14 protein-coding genes are annotated in these 15829 nt (G+C 62.2%); 5 read left to right on the top strand and 9 right to left on the bottom strand.

The window, feature by feature from the left end; genetic code table 11:
• Positions 1-222 (bottom strand): hypothetical protein, encoded by a 222-nt coding sequence (locus tag EC919_RS04335; RefSeq protein WP_133771556.1) that lies wholly within the window; start codon positions 220-222, stop codon positions 1-3.
• A gap of 266 nt (positions 223-488) precedes the next feature.
• A complete protein-coding gene (locus tag EC919_RS04330) occupies positions 489-1313 on the bottom strand; it encodes a TatD family hydrolase (RefSeq protein ID WP_133771554.1) in 825 nt (274 codons plus the stop codon).
• A 197-nt stretch (positions 1314-1510) separates the two neighbouring features.
• Between EC919_RS04330 and EC919_RS04325 the strand changes: the two genes are divergently transcribed.
• From EC919_RS04325 to EC919_RS04315, 3 genes are all read left to right on the top strand, one after another.
• Entirely contained in the window at positions 1511-2914 is a 1404-nt protein-coding gene (locus tag EC919_RS04325; protein WP_133771552.1) for a transglycosylase SLT domain-containing protein, read from the top strand.
• A gap of 115 nt (positions 2915-3029) precedes the next feature.
• Positions 3030-3467, top strand: a complete 438-nt coding sequence (locus tag EC919_RS04320) for a DoxX family protein (RefSeq protein ID WP_133771550.1) — start codon at positions 3030-3032, stop codon at positions 3465-3467.
• 284 nt (positions 3468-3751) lie between these two features.
• Complete coding sequence (locus EC919_RS04315) at positions 3752-4069, top strand: class I SAM-dependent methyltransferase (RefSeq protein WP_133771548.1); 318 nt, start codon at positions 3752-3754, stop codon at positions 4067-4069.
• Here the strand turns inward: EC919_RS04315 and EC919_RS04310 are convergent, their stop codons facing one another.
• The 3 genes from EC919_RS04310 to EC919_RS04300 form a co-directional block, all read right to left on the bottom strand.
• Entirely contained in the window at positions 4070-5008 is a 939-nt protein-coding gene (locus tag EC919_RS04310) for a hypothetical protein (protein WP_208294944.1), read from the bottom strand.
• A 229-nt stretch (positions 5009-5237) separates the two neighbouring features.
• Positions 5238-6254 carry a zinc-dependent alcohol dehydrogenase family protein gene (locus tag EC919_RS04305; protein WP_133771546.1) on the bottom strand — a complete coding sequence of 339 codons (1017 nt, stop codon included), beginning with the start codon at positions 6252-6254 and terminating at the stop codon, positions 5238-5240.
• Between the two features lie 132 nt (positions 6255-6386).
• The gene (locus EC919_RS04300; protein WP_133771544.1) at positions 6387-7289 is read right to left on the bottom strand and encodes a LysR family transcriptional regulator; all 903 of its coding nucleotides are present in this window, start codon (positions 7287-7289) and stop codon (positions 6387-6389) included.
• A gap of 99 nt (positions 7290-7388) precedes the next feature.
• Between EC919_RS04300 and EC919_RS04295 the strand changes: the two genes are divergently transcribed.
• Complete coding sequence (locus EC919_RS04295) at positions 7389-8561, top strand: aspartate aminotransferase family protein (protein WP_133771541.1); 1173 nt, start codon at positions 7389-7391, stop codon at positions 8559-8561.
• Between the two features lie 607 nt (positions 8562-9168).
• On the opposite strand, the gene EC919_RS04290 is transcribed toward EC919_RS04295, so the two are convergent.
• From EC919_RS04290 to EC919_RS04280, 3 genes are all read right to left on the bottom strand, one after another.
• Positions 9169-10419 (bottom strand): M20/M25/M40 family metallo-hydrolase, encoded by a 1251-nt coding sequence (locus EC919_RS04290; RefSeq protein ID WP_166650484.1) that lies wholly within the window; start codon positions 10417-10419, stop codon positions 9169-9171.
• 223 nt (positions 10420-10642) lie between these two features.
• A complete protein-coding gene (locus EC919_RS04285; RefSeq protein WP_133771537.1) occupies positions 10643-11557 on the bottom strand; it encodes a hypothetical protein in 915 nt (304 codons plus the stop codon).
• On the bottom strand, positions 11554-12249 hold the full coding sequence (locus EC919_RS04280) for a hypothetical protein (protein ID WP_133771535.1): 696 nt from the start codon (positions 12247-12249) through the stop codon (positions 11554-11556). The genes EC919_RS04285 and EC919_RS04280 overlap by 4 nt, the downstream gene beginning before the upstream one ends.
• Before the next feature lie 233 nt (positions 12250-12482).
• On the opposite strand from EC919_RS04280, the gene EC919_RS04275 reads away from it, so the two are divergent.
• A complete protein-coding gene (locus EC919_RS04275) occupies positions 12483-14852 on the top strand; it encodes a DNA polymerase II (RefSeq protein WP_133771533.1) in 2370 nt (789 codons plus the stop codon).
• Positions 14853-14861: 9 nt separating this feature from the next.
• Here EC919_RS04275 and EC919_RS04270 read toward each other — a convergent pair whose 3' ends face one another.
• A complete protein-coding gene (locus EC919_RS04270) occupies positions 14862-15761 on the bottom strand; it encodes a LysR family transcriptional regulator (protein WP_133771531.1) in 900 nt (299 codons plus the stop codon).
• Between the last annotated feature and the right edge of the window lie 68 nt (positions 15762-15829).

Raw genomic sequence — 15829 nt, 5'->3', positions numbered from 1 at the left:
TTATAACCCTCGGGCTTTGATGGCTTGGGCAGCGACCAGACCCAGCACGCCAATGGCGGCGGACGTCAGGCTACCGTTGAACGCGCCGTCCAGCAGAAGCAGGCCGGAGACGATGGCCAGCGGGAACGCCAGGGACGACAGCACGGCGTTCGAAGGCAGGCCTTCCTTGCGCGATGGGTTGAAGAATTCGCCTATATGAAGATCCGTAATGAACTTGGGCATGATGCTTACCTCGGTGACGCTTGAATAAGAAGTGTTTTCGATAAAGGTGAGAATAGGCCCGGATCTTCAGTTCGGCGAATCGAGGATAGCTATCAGCCTGATAGAAGGCAGATGTACTGATCACCATCGGCTCCTGTAGGAGCGCGCTTGCCCGCGAACGCGGTGGGTCAGTCACGATGATGTCAGCTGACCCACTGCGTTCGCGGGCAAGCGCGCTCCTACAATTGGAATCTGTGCGGCCGGGAAATCTTTGCCAGACGGCGGTTTTACGACTGTTGAGCGAACCCCGCAACCACCGGCAATGAAAAGAACGCCCGCGCGCAATCGGTGGTGTGGGCTGCCACATCCGCCGGGCTCTCGCCTCGATGCAGCGCCACTTCACGTAACACCTCGGGCAAATAGGCCGGTTCGTTGCGGCCATTCTTCGGTTTGGGCCGCAAGGTGCGTGGCAACAGGTACGGCGCGTCGCTTTCCAGCATCAACCGGCCCCGTGGAATGTCGCGGACCAGCGGGTGCAGGTGCGTGCCCCGGCGTTCGTCGCAGATCCAGCCGGTGATGCCGATGTGCAGGTCCAGATCCAGATAGTTGAACAGCGCGCGCTTTTCCCCGGTGAAGCAATGCACCACCGCCGCCGGAAGTTGATCGCGAAAGTCTCGCAAGATGGCGAGCAGGCGCTCATCGGCATCGCGCTCATGCAGGAACACCGGCAGTTGCAGCTCGACGGCCAGGGCCAGATGCGCTTCCAAAACCTTTTCCTGCTGCGGGCGAGGGGAGAAGTCGCGATTGAAATCCAGCCCGCATTCACCCACGGCGCAGACCGTCTTCTCACGCAGCAGCGCCCTGAGCTGGCCTTCGGTTTCGCCCGTCCAGGCGCTTGCCGAGTGGGGATGAATGCCGGCGGTGCTGAACAGACGCTCGGCGCTTTCATCGAGCTGGCGCGACAACACAAGGGCCTGTTCGCTGCCCTCGACGTCGGTGCCAGTGAGGATCAACTGGCCGATGCCGGCAGCGTATGCGCGCTCCACCACCTCGCGCTCCCGGGCGGCAAAGCTGGGGTTGGTCAAGTTGACGCCAATGTCTATTAGTTGCATGGTGCTACCTCAGGCCAGAGGCCGAGAAGAATACCAGAGCGATTGAAGCGATAAAAAACAAGCAGGCTCAACTGCTTGGCATACCCAATCCTGTGAACCCGCTTTTGTTGACGCACGCCGCGATGCACGAGGCGAGCCGGTCAGCTGCGCGACACAGACTTCAAGCCCGTTTTTTTCGGCCTTTCATCGGAGCGTCAATGATCCGAGCGTCCCTGTTTTCCCTGATGTGCGTCATGGCCGTGCCCAGCCACGCGTCGCCGCGCCCCGCCGGCCCGCCCGTGGTGATCAAAAAAAGTCAGGTGCGTGACCTGCCGGCGATTCGCAGCGGCAAAGTCCTGCGGGTGCTGGTCAATCAGAGCCGCAACAGCTCCGCCGAAGTTCAGGGTGAGCCCGTTGGGGTCGAGTGCCGTCGCTTGCAGGCGTTCGAAACCTATCTGAACAGCCACGCCCGCGACGGCCAGAAAATCTCCCTCAAACTGATTCCCAAAGCCAAGGATCAACTGTTGGCCGCGCTGCAGCGGGGCGAAGGCGACATGGTTGCGCCGGGCGAACTGCTCGATGCCAGCGCCGCCCGCTACGTTGACGCCTCTGAACCGGTGGTCGCCCAGGTGCCGCTGGTGGTAGTGGGCGTCAAGGGTGAGCGCGGCCTCCGCCGTCCCGAACAGCTCTCCGGTCGCACGCTGATGCTCACCAGCGGCAGCGCCGCCGATGAAGCCATCCTGCAGCTGAATCAGAAGCTGGCCCTGCGCAAGCTGCCGCCGGTGAAGATCGAATGGGTTGATCCGAGCCTGGCGGTGGAGGACGTGCTGGAAATGGTGCAGGCCGGGGTTTATCACCTGACCGTGGTCGAGCAACCCATCGCCGAGCGCTGGGCCAAAGTGATGCCGAAACTGCGCATCGACCGCGCTGCTGCCCTGAGCGATCCGGGGGACATGAACTGGTTCGTGCGCAAGGACGCCGTGGTGTTGCGCGGCGCCGTCGACCGTTTCCTGCAAACCTACGAACCGCCGCGCAACCAGGACGCCGCCTTCCAGACCGCCTACAAAGACCGCTACCAGATTCACAATCCGCTGGCCCGCGAAGACCGTCAACGCCTGGAAAAACTTCGCCCCACGCTGCAACTGCATGCCGACAGGCAGAAGATGGACTGGCTGGATCTCGCCGCCGTCGCCTTCAAGGAATCGGCGCTCAACCCGGTCGCCAAGGGTGGCAGCGGCGCCACCGGTCTGCTGCAGATCACCCCATCGGCCGCCCAGCGCGTCGGCGTCGACAACATCCACGACCTCGACGGTAACGTGCAGGCGGCGAGCAAATACATGGCGCTGCTACGGCGCAAGTTTTTCGCCAGCCCGAAAATCAATGAGCGCGAGCGCATGGCGTTTACCCTGGCGGCTTATAACCTCGGACCGGAGCGCGTTCAGGCCATGCGCGCGGAAGCCAAGCGCCAGGGGCTCAACCCGAACCAGTGGTTTTTTCAGGTCGAGCGCGTGGCCATGGAGCAGGGCGGCAAGAATGTCGTGAGCTACGTCAACAGCGTCAACAAGTACTACCTGGCCTTTGATCAGGCCCGCAGCTCACTGGAGCGTCCGGAGATCCGCTGAATCGAGATATTGACGTATCTAAAAATCCGATATCTATAACGCGTATTTTGCGATTTTCATATTTATAGAACCGATTAAGATGGCGCCATTCTCAATTGAAACGGAATTGCCCGCCATGAATGCTCAACTCAAATCGATCTTCAACACCCACGCCGGATTCGGCATCACCGGCCTGCGGATTCTCATCGGCATCATCCTCATCGCCCACGGCAGCCAGAAGCTCTTCGGTATGTTCGGCGGCTATGGCCTGGAAGGCACCGGCCAGTACATGGCGAGCCTGGGTTTGAACCCTGGCTATCTGATGGCGTTGATGTCCGGCAGCGCGGAATTCTTCGGCGGCCTGGCGCTGTTCCTTGGCCTGCTGGCACGACCTGCAGCTCTGGTGGTGATCGTGATGCTGGTGGTGGCGATCCTTTCGGTGCACATCCACAATGGCTTGTTCATGGCCAACAACGGTTATGAGTTCGGCCTGGCGCTGATCGCCGGTGCGGTGGCGGTACTGTTCGAAGGCGCCGGTCGCCTGTCCCTGGACCGGTTGATCGCAAGCCGCTGATTGTCTCAGCCACAGCCGTCGCAGCCACATTCGCAGCAAACAGAAATCCCGGCCTCTCTGGACGCCGGGATTTTTTTGCGTTCGGCTCAACGAACAAACGACAGGAGCCGCCGATTGACAATGCCCACGCCGCTTCTCTAGGATGCCGTTCATGCGCCGATTTAAACAGCTACTTGCGGGGCGCCGGGTGACGGTCATTCGTCATCGAAATTCCGCTAAAGCGCTGGTTCGGTGTTGCCTCTCACCGCTGCCCAGCGGATCAATGAGGCAGAGAAAACGACACTATGAGCAGTCATTCCCACCCGCGTCCCCTCGTTCGTCTGGCTCCCATCGCCAGCCAGTTCAATCGTCGTAATCCACAAATCCTTCTGGGCGGTGCCCACCAGCCGACGCTTCTGCGTTACCTCGACGGCTGGCCGCGTCGCCAGGGCGGCCCGCACGCCTTCCTCATTCAGTTCATCGAAACCAACGACGCCCTCGAGCGCTTCAGCAACGACCAGTTTGATCTGGCGGTGATTCAGGCGCCCACGGCCGAGGGCGCGGAGGCGGTGATTCACCAACTGATCCGCGTCGCCCGACAGGGTCTGATCACCCGTTGCTGATCAGCCGTTGCCGGCGGTTCGCCGCTTGGGCTGCAGCGGCAGATCGGGATGGCGCAGGTGGAAACGCCCGCGTACAGCGTTCGCGTGACGGCACTGAGCGACCAGCGCACTGCGCAGGGTCCAGTCGGTGTTGATGATGTAAAAGTTCTGGATGAAGCTGTTCTCATCCGTTGACGCAAACCATTGATCGATCTTCAGGCTCAAGTCACTGGGTGCGTGCAACGGCAACGAATACTTGGCGCACTGGATGGCGGTCAGGCTGAACTCGGGTTTGTTTTCCACCGCGACTTCGTTGACGAACGCCTTCAGGGTGTTGGTGTTGAACAGGTTTTCTCCCGGCCAGCGCTGCTTGACCCCCTGCCACATCAGCGGGTCACCGGAGCTGTGGTTGTAGGCGAGGACGACATTTTTGCCCGGATGATCCCGCCAGATGTCTTCCAGGGTCAGCTTGCTCATAGGCCGAGGCACGGCTCTCGGGGCGAGGCTTTTCGTCAGCAGGCTCTGAAACTCCCGATGCGTGGCTTCGGTGAAATCCTTGAATTGGTGAAAATCCAGGATGACCATTTCCCGGGCGGGCGAGCCGTTGTGCTCAAGCGCCTGATAGAACGCGTCGACGCACGCCAGGATGTCCCCGGCGACGGTGCGGCCCGATGAGGTCAGGTGGAACAACTGGAATCGCCGCGGGTCACCCTCTTCATACTTTGAATAAAACGCCACGCGCAGATCCAGCGCGCGCACCCCTTGGCGCAACTGCTCCAGGGGCGCGACGTCCTGGGCTTTTTCCTGCGGAATACCGGCGTTGGGGGAGAGCTTGTCGCTGCCGGCGTTGTGGGCGCCGGGGAGGATGAGTTGGTCGATGCGCAACGTGGCGAGTTCGGGGATCTGCGCCATCCAGTCGAGATGGGGCGGGCGGGATGTAGCGGATGAGTTGAGGGGCATACAGTCATTCCTTGACGGGTCATGAAGCTCCTAGGGCGGAGCGGCGGGAGCGGTCATTCGCTCGAAAAGTCCTTTCGCTGGAGTCTGGCTGTCGTCTCAAGGGCGTCAACCCCGCGAGCGCGTCCCGACTGTTGCACGATGTGAGGGCGAGGGTCGGGCTGAGGCGTTTACTGACCCTGCGATCGCGCGCCGGACCGCCCTGGCCAGCGCGGGCTTAGCTGCATACCCCTTATTTGACTTTGAGCACCACGCGACCGCGCACCGGGTGCTCGTCGAGGTGATTGTGCGCCTTGCCGAACTGCTCGAACGGCCAGGTGCGGTGAATGTCCGGCTTGAGCAGGCCCGTGGCGGTCAGATCGTTGATCGCGTCCAGTGCGCGATGCAGCGCAGCGCCATTTTGCTCGATGCCCAGCTCCGGCTTGCCGGTGAAGTTTTCCAGGCAATGCACGTGGAAGCGCATGTTCTTGCGAAACGCCTGCTGCGCCGGGAAGGGTGTCTTGTTGCCGCCGCGCAGGCCGTACAGCACCAGACTGCCGCGCGGCGCCAGCACATCGCCGAGCATTGACATCTGCATGCCGCCCAGTCCGTCGAACACCGCTTCGACGCCATGGCCGTGGGTCAGGGACTCGATGCGCAGGCCAATGTCGTCCTCGTCGGTGACGATCACCCGATCGGCGCCGTTCACCAGCAGGTACTCACGGTCTTGCCCGTGGGGCGTCGCGGCAATGACCCGCAGGCCCAACGCTTTGCCCAGTTGCACGAACGCAATCCCGGGGCTGTACGTCGCGTCGGTGACGAGCACAGTCTGGCCGGGTTGCACCTTGGCCAACTCGACGAAGGCAAACCAGGCCAGCAGCATCGGCGTGTAGTGAACGCTGGCTTCCACCGGCGTCAGTGCGTCCGGGTAACGGGTCAGGGCATTGCACGGCACCATCACGTGGTCGCCACACACCGGGTACTGGTTGACGCTCATGGCTTTGAAGCTTGCCACTTTGTCGCCCACCTTCAAGTCAGTCACGCCAGCGCCCACGGCTTCGACGACGCCGGCCATTTCGCTGCCCAGTCCCGCCGGCAACTGCACGGGCGCCAGTGACAGGTTCTGCCGCCACAACACGTCGTCCCAGCTGATGCCGATGGCCTCGGCACGAACCAGCACTTCCTGTGCACCGGGGGACCGGTCAGGCTGCTCCTCGCAACTGAGCACATCGGCTTTGCCGAAGCGATGAAATTTGATGGCGCGTGACATTGTCAACCTCGATGCCTGTCGTTGAGTGTTGCAACGACTGTATCGACAGGGCCTGCGGGGCACTATTTCTCTCGGTCGATACCCGTCATGCCCGCTATCAATTCGCGTTGACGACTTCGCTGATGTGGGCGCTTATTTGCCCCAGGCGCGCAGAGCGTGTTCGACGAACTGCCGCACCTTGGGCAGGCGATAGCGGTCCTGGGGGTACATCAGCCACAGTGTGCGGCTGGGCGGCTGGTAATCCTGCAGCAGCGGTACGAGCTTTCCGCTGGCGATGTCCTCGCTGATCAGCACGTCGGGCAGCATCGACACGCCCATGCCGGCGATGACGGCCTGGCGCAGTGCCGGCGTACTGTTGACGATCATCGAGCCTGACACCGGCACTTCCATCACGCCGTCGGGCCCGGTCAGGCGCCATAACTTGTCGGCGGCGCGCCAGTCGTCGCCTGCCGGGTAGGCGAATGCCAGGCAGTTGTGGTCACGGAGGTCATCGGCGGTCTTTGGCGTGCCTCGGCGTGTCAGGTACGTGGGTGCTGCGCAGATGGTCAGGGTGTAGTCCTGCAGCGGCCGGGCGATCAACGCTGATGATTCCGGTGTGCCGAGGCGGATGGCGGCGTCGAAGCCGTGCTCGATCAGGTCCATCGTCTGATTGCTGAGCACCACTTCGACTTTGATCTCCGGGTAGCGCTGGATGAAATCGCTGAGCAGCGGCGCCAGGCGTTCAGCGCCGAAGGCTGGCGGGGCAGTAACGCGCAACGTGCCGCTGGGCTCGGTCTGGGCCTGCTCGGCCATGCGCTCGGAATCGTTGACCAACCCCAGCACTTCGACGCAACGCCGGTAGTATTCCAGGCCAAACTCGGTCAGGTTCTGCCGCCGCGTGGTGCGCTGCAACAGGCTCACGCCCAGGCGGTGTTCCAGGGCTTTCAGGTGATTGCCGACCATGGTCGTCGACATTTCGCACTGGCGTGCGGCCGCGGTCATGCTGCCGCCTTCCACCACTTTGACGAAGACCGTCATCGCCAGAAACACGTCCATTATCAAGCCCTGCTTTAAAGTCACTTAAGGAAGGCGGTCTTTATACATCAGAACGGGCTAACGATACTGGCATCACTTACCCGTGATGGAGCCGCTGATATGACCGCCGCCTGCCTGATGAACACGTACAAACCGATGCCCTTGAGCTTCATTCGTGGCGAAGGTGCGAGGCTGTGGGATGACAGCGGCCGTCAGTACCTGGATGCCGTCGCGGGCGTCGCCGTGACCAACGTCGGCCACAGCCATCCCAAGATTGTCGCAGCGATCAGCGAACAGGCCGGGCTGCTCTTGCACACCTCCAACCATTACCGCATCGACTGGCAGCAGAAGCTGGCGCAGCGTCTGACCCGGCTGTCGGGCCTTGAGCAGGTGTTTTTCAACAATTCCGGGGCCGAGGCCAACGAAACCGCGCTCAAGCTGGCGCGTTTGTATGGCTGGGCCAAGGGCATCGAGCATCCGCTGGTACTGGTGATGGACAACGCCTTTCACGGCCGCACCCTCGGCACGTTGTCGGCCAGCGATAACGGCGCCGCGCGGCTGGGTTATCAGCCGATGTCGGGGGAGTTCGTGAAGGTGGCGTTCGGTGACATCGTTGCAGTTAAACAAGCGACGTCGACGTATGGCGAGCGCATCGTCGCCGTGCTGGTCGAGCCGATTCAGGGCGAGGGCGGTGTGGCGTTGCCGCCGCCGGGGTACCTGAAAGCACTGCGCGATCATTGCACGCAGAACGGTTGGCTGATGATGCTCGACGAGATCCAGACCGGCATGGGTAGGACGGGGCGCTGGTTTGCGTTCGAGCATGAGGGGATCGTGCCGGATGTGATAACGCTGGCGAAGGCGTTGGGCAATGGCATTCCCATTGGTGCGTGTCTGGCGACAGCGGCGGTGGCGCGGTTGTTCACGCCGGGCAGTCATGGCAGTACGTTTGGCGGTAATCCGTTGGCGTGCCGGGTGGGGTGTACGGTGCTGGATATCGTTGAGGGGGAGGGGCTTTTGCACAATGCGGCGGTGCAGGGTGAGCGGCTGTTGGCGGGGTTACGCGTCGCGCTGGCGGGGCATCCTGATGTGGCGCATGTGCGGGGGATGGGGTTGATGATCGGGATTGAGTTGACGCGGCCGATTCGGGATCTGTGTCTGGTGGCGGCGCAGGAGTATGGGGTGTTGATCAATGTGACGCGTGGGCAGACGATTCGGCTGCTGCCGCCGTTGGTGATTGATGGTGATGAGGTGGACCGGATTGTGGCAGGCGTTGTAGGCGCGCTTCGCGGTTGACGTTTTTTAAGGTCAAAAGCGTCTGCCTGGGGGCAGACTGTTTCGCCTTCGGCGAGTTACTTGGAAAAGCACCCCAAGTAACCAAGGGTGCTTGCTCCTGGTTTGGCCCGACTTCGTCGGGTTCCCTCACTCCGACGACGCTCCGTGGGCCCGCGCCGAACGGACATCCCTGTCCTGACGGCGCTCTCGCCGCATCCATGCGGCTCGGCCCACTGCGCGTCGTCTGCGTTCGGCCTGCACCCAAGTCGCGTTTGGCGGTGTCTGGACTTTTTGCGTATGAAGATCAAAAGCAGATCAAAAGCTTCCCGGCTGAAGCCGGTCCTACAGACACACCGCGTGCATCCATTTGCTGATCGTCCCCACGCTCTGCGTGGGTATGCATCCTAGGACGCTCCGCGTCCATTCTCGGCTAAAGCCGGTCCCACTGGCTGCACGCGCTGCTGTTAGTGGGACCGGCTTTAGCCGGGAAGAGGCCAGTCCAGGCCCCCGTATTTCCTGAGCTCTAACACCTGATCGTTCCCACGCTCCGCGTGGTAATGCCGCCTCTGACGCTCCGCGTCCCGCCCCAACCGCCTGTGAAATAGTCCGACGGAGCATCAGCCCCGCGTTATTTTCCGGACAATTCCATAATCATCGCCGCGGTCAGGTAAAGCCTCGGCGCGATGCTGGTGAGGTCCATGTATTCGTCGTCGGCGTGGAGGCCGGCGCCGACGACGCCCATGGTTTCCAGGACGGCGGGTTTTTGGCTGTCGGGGATGTAGGCGTAGCCGGCGTCGGTGCCGAAGCGCATGGCGATGGGTTCGAGGGTGCGGCCGGTGTTGGCGTAGATCGCCTGTGCGGTTTTGGCGAGGTCGTCGGTCGCGGGGTTTTTTGCCAGCGGGGGGCGGCCTTTGTCGAGGCGGAAGGTGACCTCGGTGCCGTCGATCATTTTGCCCTGCACGATGCGCTGACCGTCGGCGAGCACGCGGTCGGATTCGCTCAGGTCGGAGTAGCGCATGTCGCCTTCGGCTGCGGCGCTGGAGGGGATGATGTTGCGCTTCTCGCCGCCTTTGATCAGCGTCCAGTTGACCGTTGTGCCCTTGGCCGGATCGCCCAGGTCCTTGAGCTGCACCAGTTGGTGAGCCAGTTCCATGGCGGCATTGCGCCCGGCTTCCGGGGCTGAGCCGGCGTGGGAGGACTTGCCTTTGACGTCGACGAACACGCCGTTGATGCCATTGGTGGCGACCGTTACCGCATCCTTGTCCGGTGGCTCGAACGAGAACACGTAGTCGTGCTTGCGGGCGAGTTCGGCGATCAGGGTTTTCGAGCCGGAGGAGCCCGTTTCTTCGTCGGGGTTGAACAGCACGGTGATTGTGCCGAAGTCCTTGAATTTCTCGTCTTCCAGCAGCTTCAGCGTGTGCAGCACCATGGCCACGCCCCCTTTGGCATCGGCGACACCTGGGCCGTAGGCATGCTCGCCGTCGACGCGGAACGGTCGCTTGGCGGCCGTGCCCGGGCCGAACACGGTGTCGTAATGGATCATCAGCAGAAAGGATTTGCTGCCCGTGCCCTTGAGGGTGCCGACGATGTTATCGCCCGCCGAGGGCGTCGCTGGCGTGGTTTCCACCGTTGCGCCCAGAGCCTTGAGCCGTTCGACCAGCACCGCGCTGACCATTTTCAGACCGGCCGCCTGGCCGGTCCCGGTGTCGATGTCCACCAGTTGCTTGACGGTGGCCAGATAGGGTTTCTGCTCGGCCTGGGCCCTCTTCAACAGTTGCTCGGGAGACACGTCGGCGGCATAGGCGGCGCCGGCAAGAAAGCCGCCGCTGAAAAGCGCGGCGAGGATGGAAGCGGCCAGGGCGGTGCGTCGAACGTGCATGCTGGATCCCTCAGATGGTGGTCGAGTTGTTGTGATGTCCATGGGACCACATCGTTCCCGCAGCATAGGTTTGTCGGGCGCTATCAGCGCCTCGATCCTTTCGCACCGCCCGGATCGCCAAAAGATCAGCCCTGGCGCAGCGCAGTTCTGCGGCCGCTGCGCCTTCCGATGGCATGCACCCTGGACTCCGGAGCGTGGAACCATTGTCAATCGGATGGGCAGGTCAGGGCTGAGTGGCGGGCGCGCCAGCGATCTGTTGCAGGGCGGTGTGGGCTCCTTCCAGTTGAACGGGCACTGAACGCACTGCGCCGTCCAGGCTTCGATAGCGGGTGTAGGTGTCAGTGGAGGAGAGCAGTTGTCCACGCTCGACATGACGCTGGCCGTTGACCACGTAGCGGATCGTCTGCTCCTTTGCCGTTACGCCCTGAGTCTGGAGGTCCTGGGCCAGCACCGTCATTGATTCGTCAATGCACGCATCCAGGACCTCCATGACCTTGTTGAGGTCAAGTTCTCCGTTGTCCACACATTGCTCCCCGCAGCGCCGGAAGGTCTGACTGATGACTTCGATGCGGGCGTGATACAGCGCAGAACCGGCGATGTCTTGCAGCTCGACTTCGTTGAACAGGCGAAAGCTGCCCCGGTCCGCTTCGAGGATGATGTTCGGGCGGATGAGCAACCGGCCTGCAACCACATTGGTCGCGGGCCGCAGTCCGGCACCGATGCTGGCTTGGCGGTAGCGTGCCTGCAAGCGGGTGTCCAGCGGTTGACCGCCGATCAGCGCGGCCATGGGCTGAGCGTCTTTGCGGGCCTCATCGCGGGCATTGCGCTCCAGCGTGGCGCTGCCCATCTGCGTACTCAGCGCGCTGACGACCAGCAGTCCGGCGATGCCGGTGCCGCGAGCCGCGTTGACAACGTTCTGGCTGGTCTGCTGAGCCGTCAGGGCAGTCTTGGCGTCGATGATCATTGACGCCGTGACCAGATCTTTGGCCGGCACTTGCACGTCAACCAAGACGCCGTGATCGTTGATATAGCGCAGTGCCAGCGGGTCATTAAAGCTGCGCGAAGGTGCTGAAGGCTGAGCGCAGCCGGCCAGCGCCAGGCTCAAGCCGAGCGTGGCCAGAAGGTACTTCGGGCTCATTTGTTGAACGCTGACAGCACTTGCTGACGGCTGCCGTCGACGGCCTGATAGAAAGCGTTGGAAAGATTGCTGTAACCCGGCTGATCCCATTCACCCTGGGCAGGCTGGACGACCGCGAACGGCTTGTACCAGACCAGGCGGCTGTCTTTCGGGTCCACCAGCATGCCGATGCCGCCCACTTGTGGCGTCGGGACGCTGGTAGGAACCACGCTGTAGTAGCTGCGGAATGCACCGGTTGTGGTGTAGGAGATCAGCAGCACGCGATCAACGCCGTAACGGCTCTGCAGTTCGCTGATGTTGCGCGCCAGGTAGCCTTCGCGCTTTTCCGTTTCCTTGAATTTCGTCAGGTCGATCAGGTCAGGAATGCGCTTGGCGTTAAGGCCCTTGGCTTTGAGGCTGGCGACCACCTCGTCAGGCAGGGTCTCCAGGTCGTGCAACTCCCACGCGCTGACCTGATCGCTCAATTTGCTGTTGATCCCTTTATTGATCGCCAGCTCCAGCAGACCCTGGTTGCCGATCAGTGCCAGTTGCGGCGGCGGCAGCGGGCTCAGGGCAACGCCAATGACCGGATTCTTGTCATTCCAGAATTGGGCGTCGATGTCGATGGGCTTCTGAACGAAGCTGGAGCAGCCGGAGAGTGTGGCGAACAGCAAAACGAGGGCGAGACAATGGCGGGTAGTGCGTAAAAGCATGGGTCAAATCCCTTTGATGATGACTGATGTGTGTCCAGACATGACCGGCATGTCGTGCTGGCATGATGCCACAAAACCGTTTATTGACGTCAAGATATTTACGCATTAGAGGCACTAATAACGCTTTGCAGTGTCAGCGCGCCGCGCCGCGCTTTCCCGTGGCATTCACCGTAGAATCCACGTCTGAAATAAGTAGAATCCGGACCCGGATAAAAAGCGACGAGGTTGCAGCGGTGGATTTACAGCAGGGCTTCGTCCTGACCCGGCATTGGCGCGACACGGACGCCGGTACCGAGGTTGAATTCTGGCTGGCCACCGATGAGGGCCCGCGCCAGGTGCGCCTGCCGTATCAGACTTCGGTCGCGTTTCTCCCGGAGCAGCACCGCGATCGCGCTGAGGCCGTGTTGCGCAACGAGCGCCATGTCGAGCTCAAGCCGCTGGAGCTGTGTGATTTCCGCCACCGCCCGGTGATGGGACTGTACACGCGTCAGCATCGCCAGTTGATGAACCTGGAAAGCGATCTGCGCAAAGCCAGCGTCGATGTTTACGAAGCCGATATCCGTCCGCCCGAGCGGTACCTGATGGAGCGTTTCATCACCGCGCCGGTGCAGTTCGGCGGACGGCCGGACGCCAATGGCCTGTTGCTGGACGCGCAACTCAGGCCTGATCCGGGTTATCGACCGACCCTGAGACTGGTGTCGCTGGACATCGAAACCACCGAGCGCGGCGAGCTGTATTGCATCGGCCTGCACGGCTGCGGCGAGCGCCAGGTGTACATGCTCGGCCCGGCCAACGGCGATGACGCCCAGGTGAATTTCAAGCTCGAATATTGCGACACCCGCGTCGCGCTGCTGGAAAAACTCAACGAATGGATGGCCCGCCATGACCCGGACGGGATCATCGGCTGGAACGTCGTACAGTTTGACTTGCGCGTGCTGCACGAGCATTCGCGGCGCTTGAACGTGCCGCTGCGTCTGGGTCGCGGCGGCGAGGTGATGACCTGGCGTGAACACGGTGCGCGCAACAATCACTTCTTCGCGGCGGCGGCCGGGCGGTTGATCATCGATGGCATCGAAGCGCTGCGGTCGGCGACCTGGAGCTTTCCTTCGTTCAGTCTGGAAAACGTGTCGCAAACGCTGCTGGGGGAAGGCAAGGCCATCGACAATCCCTATCAGCGCATGGACGAGATCAACCGCATGTTCGCCGAGGACAAACCGGCGCTGGCGCGTTACAACCTCAAGGACTGCGAGCTGGTCACGCAGATTTTTGCCAAGACCGAGCTGCTGACGTTCCTCCTCGAACGCGCCACGGTGACCGGCCTGCCGGTGGATCGAAGCGGCGGTTCGGTGGCCGCGTTCGAGCATTTGTATATCCCGCTGATGCACCGCCAGGGTTTCGTCGCGCCGAACCTGGGCGAACGCATGCCCGAAGCCAGCCCCGGCGGTTTCGTCATGGATTCCCGGCCCGGGCTGTACGAATCGGTGTTGGTGCTCGATTACAAGAGCCTCTATCCGTCGATCATCCGCACGTTTCTGATTGATCCGGTGGGCTTGATCGAAGGCCTCAAGCACCCCGACGACAGCGAGTCGGTGGAAGGCTTTCGCGGCGCGCGTTTTTCCCGAACCCGCCACTGTTTGCCAGCCATCGTCTCGCGAGTCGCCGAAGGGCGCGAAGTGGCCAAACGCGAGCGCAATGCGCCGTTGTCCCAGGCACTGAAAATCATCATGAACGCCTTTTATGGCGTGCTGGGTTCCAGCGGTTGCCGGTTCTTCGATACGCGGCTGGCATCGTCGATCACCCTGCGCGGACACGAGATCATGCACCAGACCCGGCTGCTGATCGAAGCCCAGGGGTATGAAGTGATTTACGGCGACACCGACTCGACGTTTGTCTGGCTGAAGAAAGCCCACGAGCAGGACGATGCCACGCAGATCGGCACCGCGCTGGTCAAGCAGGTCAATGACTGGTGGCGTGGTCATGTGAAAGAGAAATACGACCTGGACAGCGCCCTCGAACTGCAATTCGAAACCCACTTCAAGCGCTTCCTGATGCCGACCATTCGCGGCGCGGAGGAGGGCAGCAAGAAGCGTTATGCAGGACTGGTGACCCGCGCCAATGGCAAAGACGAAATGGTCTACAAGGGGCTGGAGGTGGTGCGCACTGACTGGTCGCCGCTGGCCAGGACCTTTCAGCAGGAGCTGTACCTGCGGATTTTCCAGCGTCAGCCGTTTCAGGAATACATCCGGGAGTACGTGGGCCGAACCCTCGCCGGCGAGCTCGACGACCAACTGATCTATCGCAAGCGCCTGCGCCGGGCCCTCGACGATTACGAGCGCAACGTGCCGCCCCATGTGCGCGCCGCGCGGCTGGCCGATGAGTACAACCGCCAGCAGGGTCGGCCGTTGCAGTACCAGAATGGCGGCTGGATCAGCTATGTGATCACGGTCGCCGGACCCGAGCCGCTGGAAGTGCGGACCGCGGCCATCGACTACGACCACTACATCAGCAAACAGCTGCAGCCGATTGCCGATGCAATCCTGCCGTTCGTGATCTCGCGAACCATCGATCTGAGTGCCCAGGACCAGTTCAGCTTCGATTTCTGACGCACATTCTTACGCCAGCGGATTGATCCGCAGCGCCTCCAGCACCACCCGAAACGCCGCCGTGTGCTGGCGCCGGCTGGGGTAGTACAGGTGATAGCCCTCGAACGGTTCGCACCAATCGGCGAGCACTTCCACTAGTTCGCCCTGTTCGATATGCCCGGCCACCAGCCCCTCGGGGAGCTGCGCCAGACCGACGCCGTCCAGGCACCCCTGAAGAATCTGAAACACGCTGTTCATGATCAGCGGGCCGTCGACGCGCACGCGGGTCTCGCGGCCGTCCCTGGCGTATTCCCACTGATACAGCGCGCCATGGGTCGGCAGGCGCAAGTTGATGCAGCGATGGCCGGGCAGGTCTTGCGGTACCTGCGGCGTGGAATGTCGCGCCAGGTAGTCAGGCGAGGCCACGGTCACCAGCCGTAACGGCGGGGCAATCGGCGCGGCGATCATGTCCGCTGCGAGGGTGTCACCCAGGCGCACGCCGGCGTCGATGCGCTGGGCGACAATGTCGGTCAGGCCGTAGTCGGTAACCAGTTCGAGGGTCATGTCAGGGTATTGATCGAGCAACGGTTTGAGTCGTGGCCAAAGCACGTAACGCGCGGCGTACTCGTCAGCGGTGATGCGCACCGTGCCGGAAGGTCGCGCGCTGTGTTCGATGGCGGCGTTGACCTGTTCCTCGATGCTGTCGAGCAGTGGCGCCAGGCCCTTGAATAGCTGCTCGCCGGCCTCGGTGCGGGTCACGCTGCGGGTTGTGCGGGTGAGCAGGCGAACGCCGAGACGCTCCTCAAGCAGGCGCATGGTCTGGCCGACCGCGGAGGGTGAAATGCCCAGCGCGGCGGCGGCGCGGGTGAAATTCCCTTCGCGGCCCACCGCTATAAACACCGCCAGATCATCCAGTTTGTAATCCGCCATTGCCAAGCGCTCCTTCATTCTGATCGAAGCATTCTACGGATACTGTCGGCAATGCGCCCTTGTTACGC

The sequence above is a fragment of the Pseudomonas graminis genome, assembly GCF_004364335.1.
GTDB lineage: Bacteria > Pseudomonadota > Gammaproteobacteria > Pseudomonadales > Pseudomonadaceae > Aquipseudomonas > Aquipseudomonas graminis_D.
This window is presented reverse-complemented; position numbering and strand designations above follow the sequence as displayed.

What these genes read in the sequence shown, in the direction of transcription:
- EC919_RS04335 (WP_133771556.1), bottom strand. Translation starts at nt 222, where the DNA reads ATGCCCAAGTTCATTACGGATCTTCATATAGGCGAATTCTTCAACCCA.
- EC919_RS04330 (WP_133771554.1), bottom strand. Translation starts at nt 1,313, where the DNA reads ATGCAACTAATAGACATTGGCGTCAACTTGACCAACCCCAGCTTTGCC.
- EC919_RS04325 (WP_133771552.1), top strand. Translation starts at nt 1,511, where the DNA reads ATGATCCGAGCGTCCCTGTTTTCCCTGATGTGCGTCATGGCCGTGCCC.
- EC919_RS04320 (WP_133771550.1), top strand. Translation starts at nt 3,030, where the DNA reads ATGAATGCTCAACTCAAATCGATCTTCAACACCCACGCCGGATTCGGC.
- EC919_RS04315 (WP_133771548.1), top strand. Translation starts at nt 3,752, where the DNA reads ATGAGCAGTCATTCCCACCCGCGTCCCCTCGTTCGTCTGGCTCCCATC.
- EC919_RS04310 (WP_208294944.1), bottom strand. Translation starts at nt 5,008, where the DNA reads ATGCCCCTCAACTCATCCGCTACATCCCGCCCGCCCCATCTCGACTGG.
- EC919_RS04305 (WP_133771546.1), bottom strand. Translation starts at nt 6,254, where the DNA reads ATGTCACGCGCCATCAAATTTCATCGCTTCGGCAAAGCCGATGTGCTC.
- EC919_RS04300 (WP_133771544.1), bottom strand. Translation starts at nt 7,289, where the DNA reads ATGGACGTGTTTCTGGCGATGACGGTCTTCGTCAAAGTGGTGGAAGGC.
- EC919_RS04295 (WP_133771541.1), top strand. Translation starts at nt 7,389, where the DNA reads ATGACCGCCGCCTGCCTGATGAACACGTACAAACCGATGCCCTTGAGC.
- EC919_RS04290 (WP_166650484.1), bottom strand. Translation starts at nt 10,419, where the DNA reads ATGCACGTTCGACGCACCGCCCTGGCCGCTTCCATCCTCGCCGCGCTT.
- EC919_RS04285 (WP_133771537.1), bottom strand. Translation starts at nt 11,557, where the DNA reads ATGAGCCCGAAGTACCTTCTGGCCACGCTCGGCTTGAGCCTGGCGCTG.
- EC919_RS04280 (WP_133771535.1), bottom strand. Translation starts at nt 12,249, where the DNA reads ATGCTTTTACGCACTACCCGCCATTGTCTCGCCCTCGTTTTGCTGTTC.
- EC919_RS04270 (WP_133771531.1), bottom strand. Translation starts at nt 15,761, where the DNA reads ATGGCGGATTACAAACTGGATGATCTGGCGGTGTTTATAGCGGTGGGC.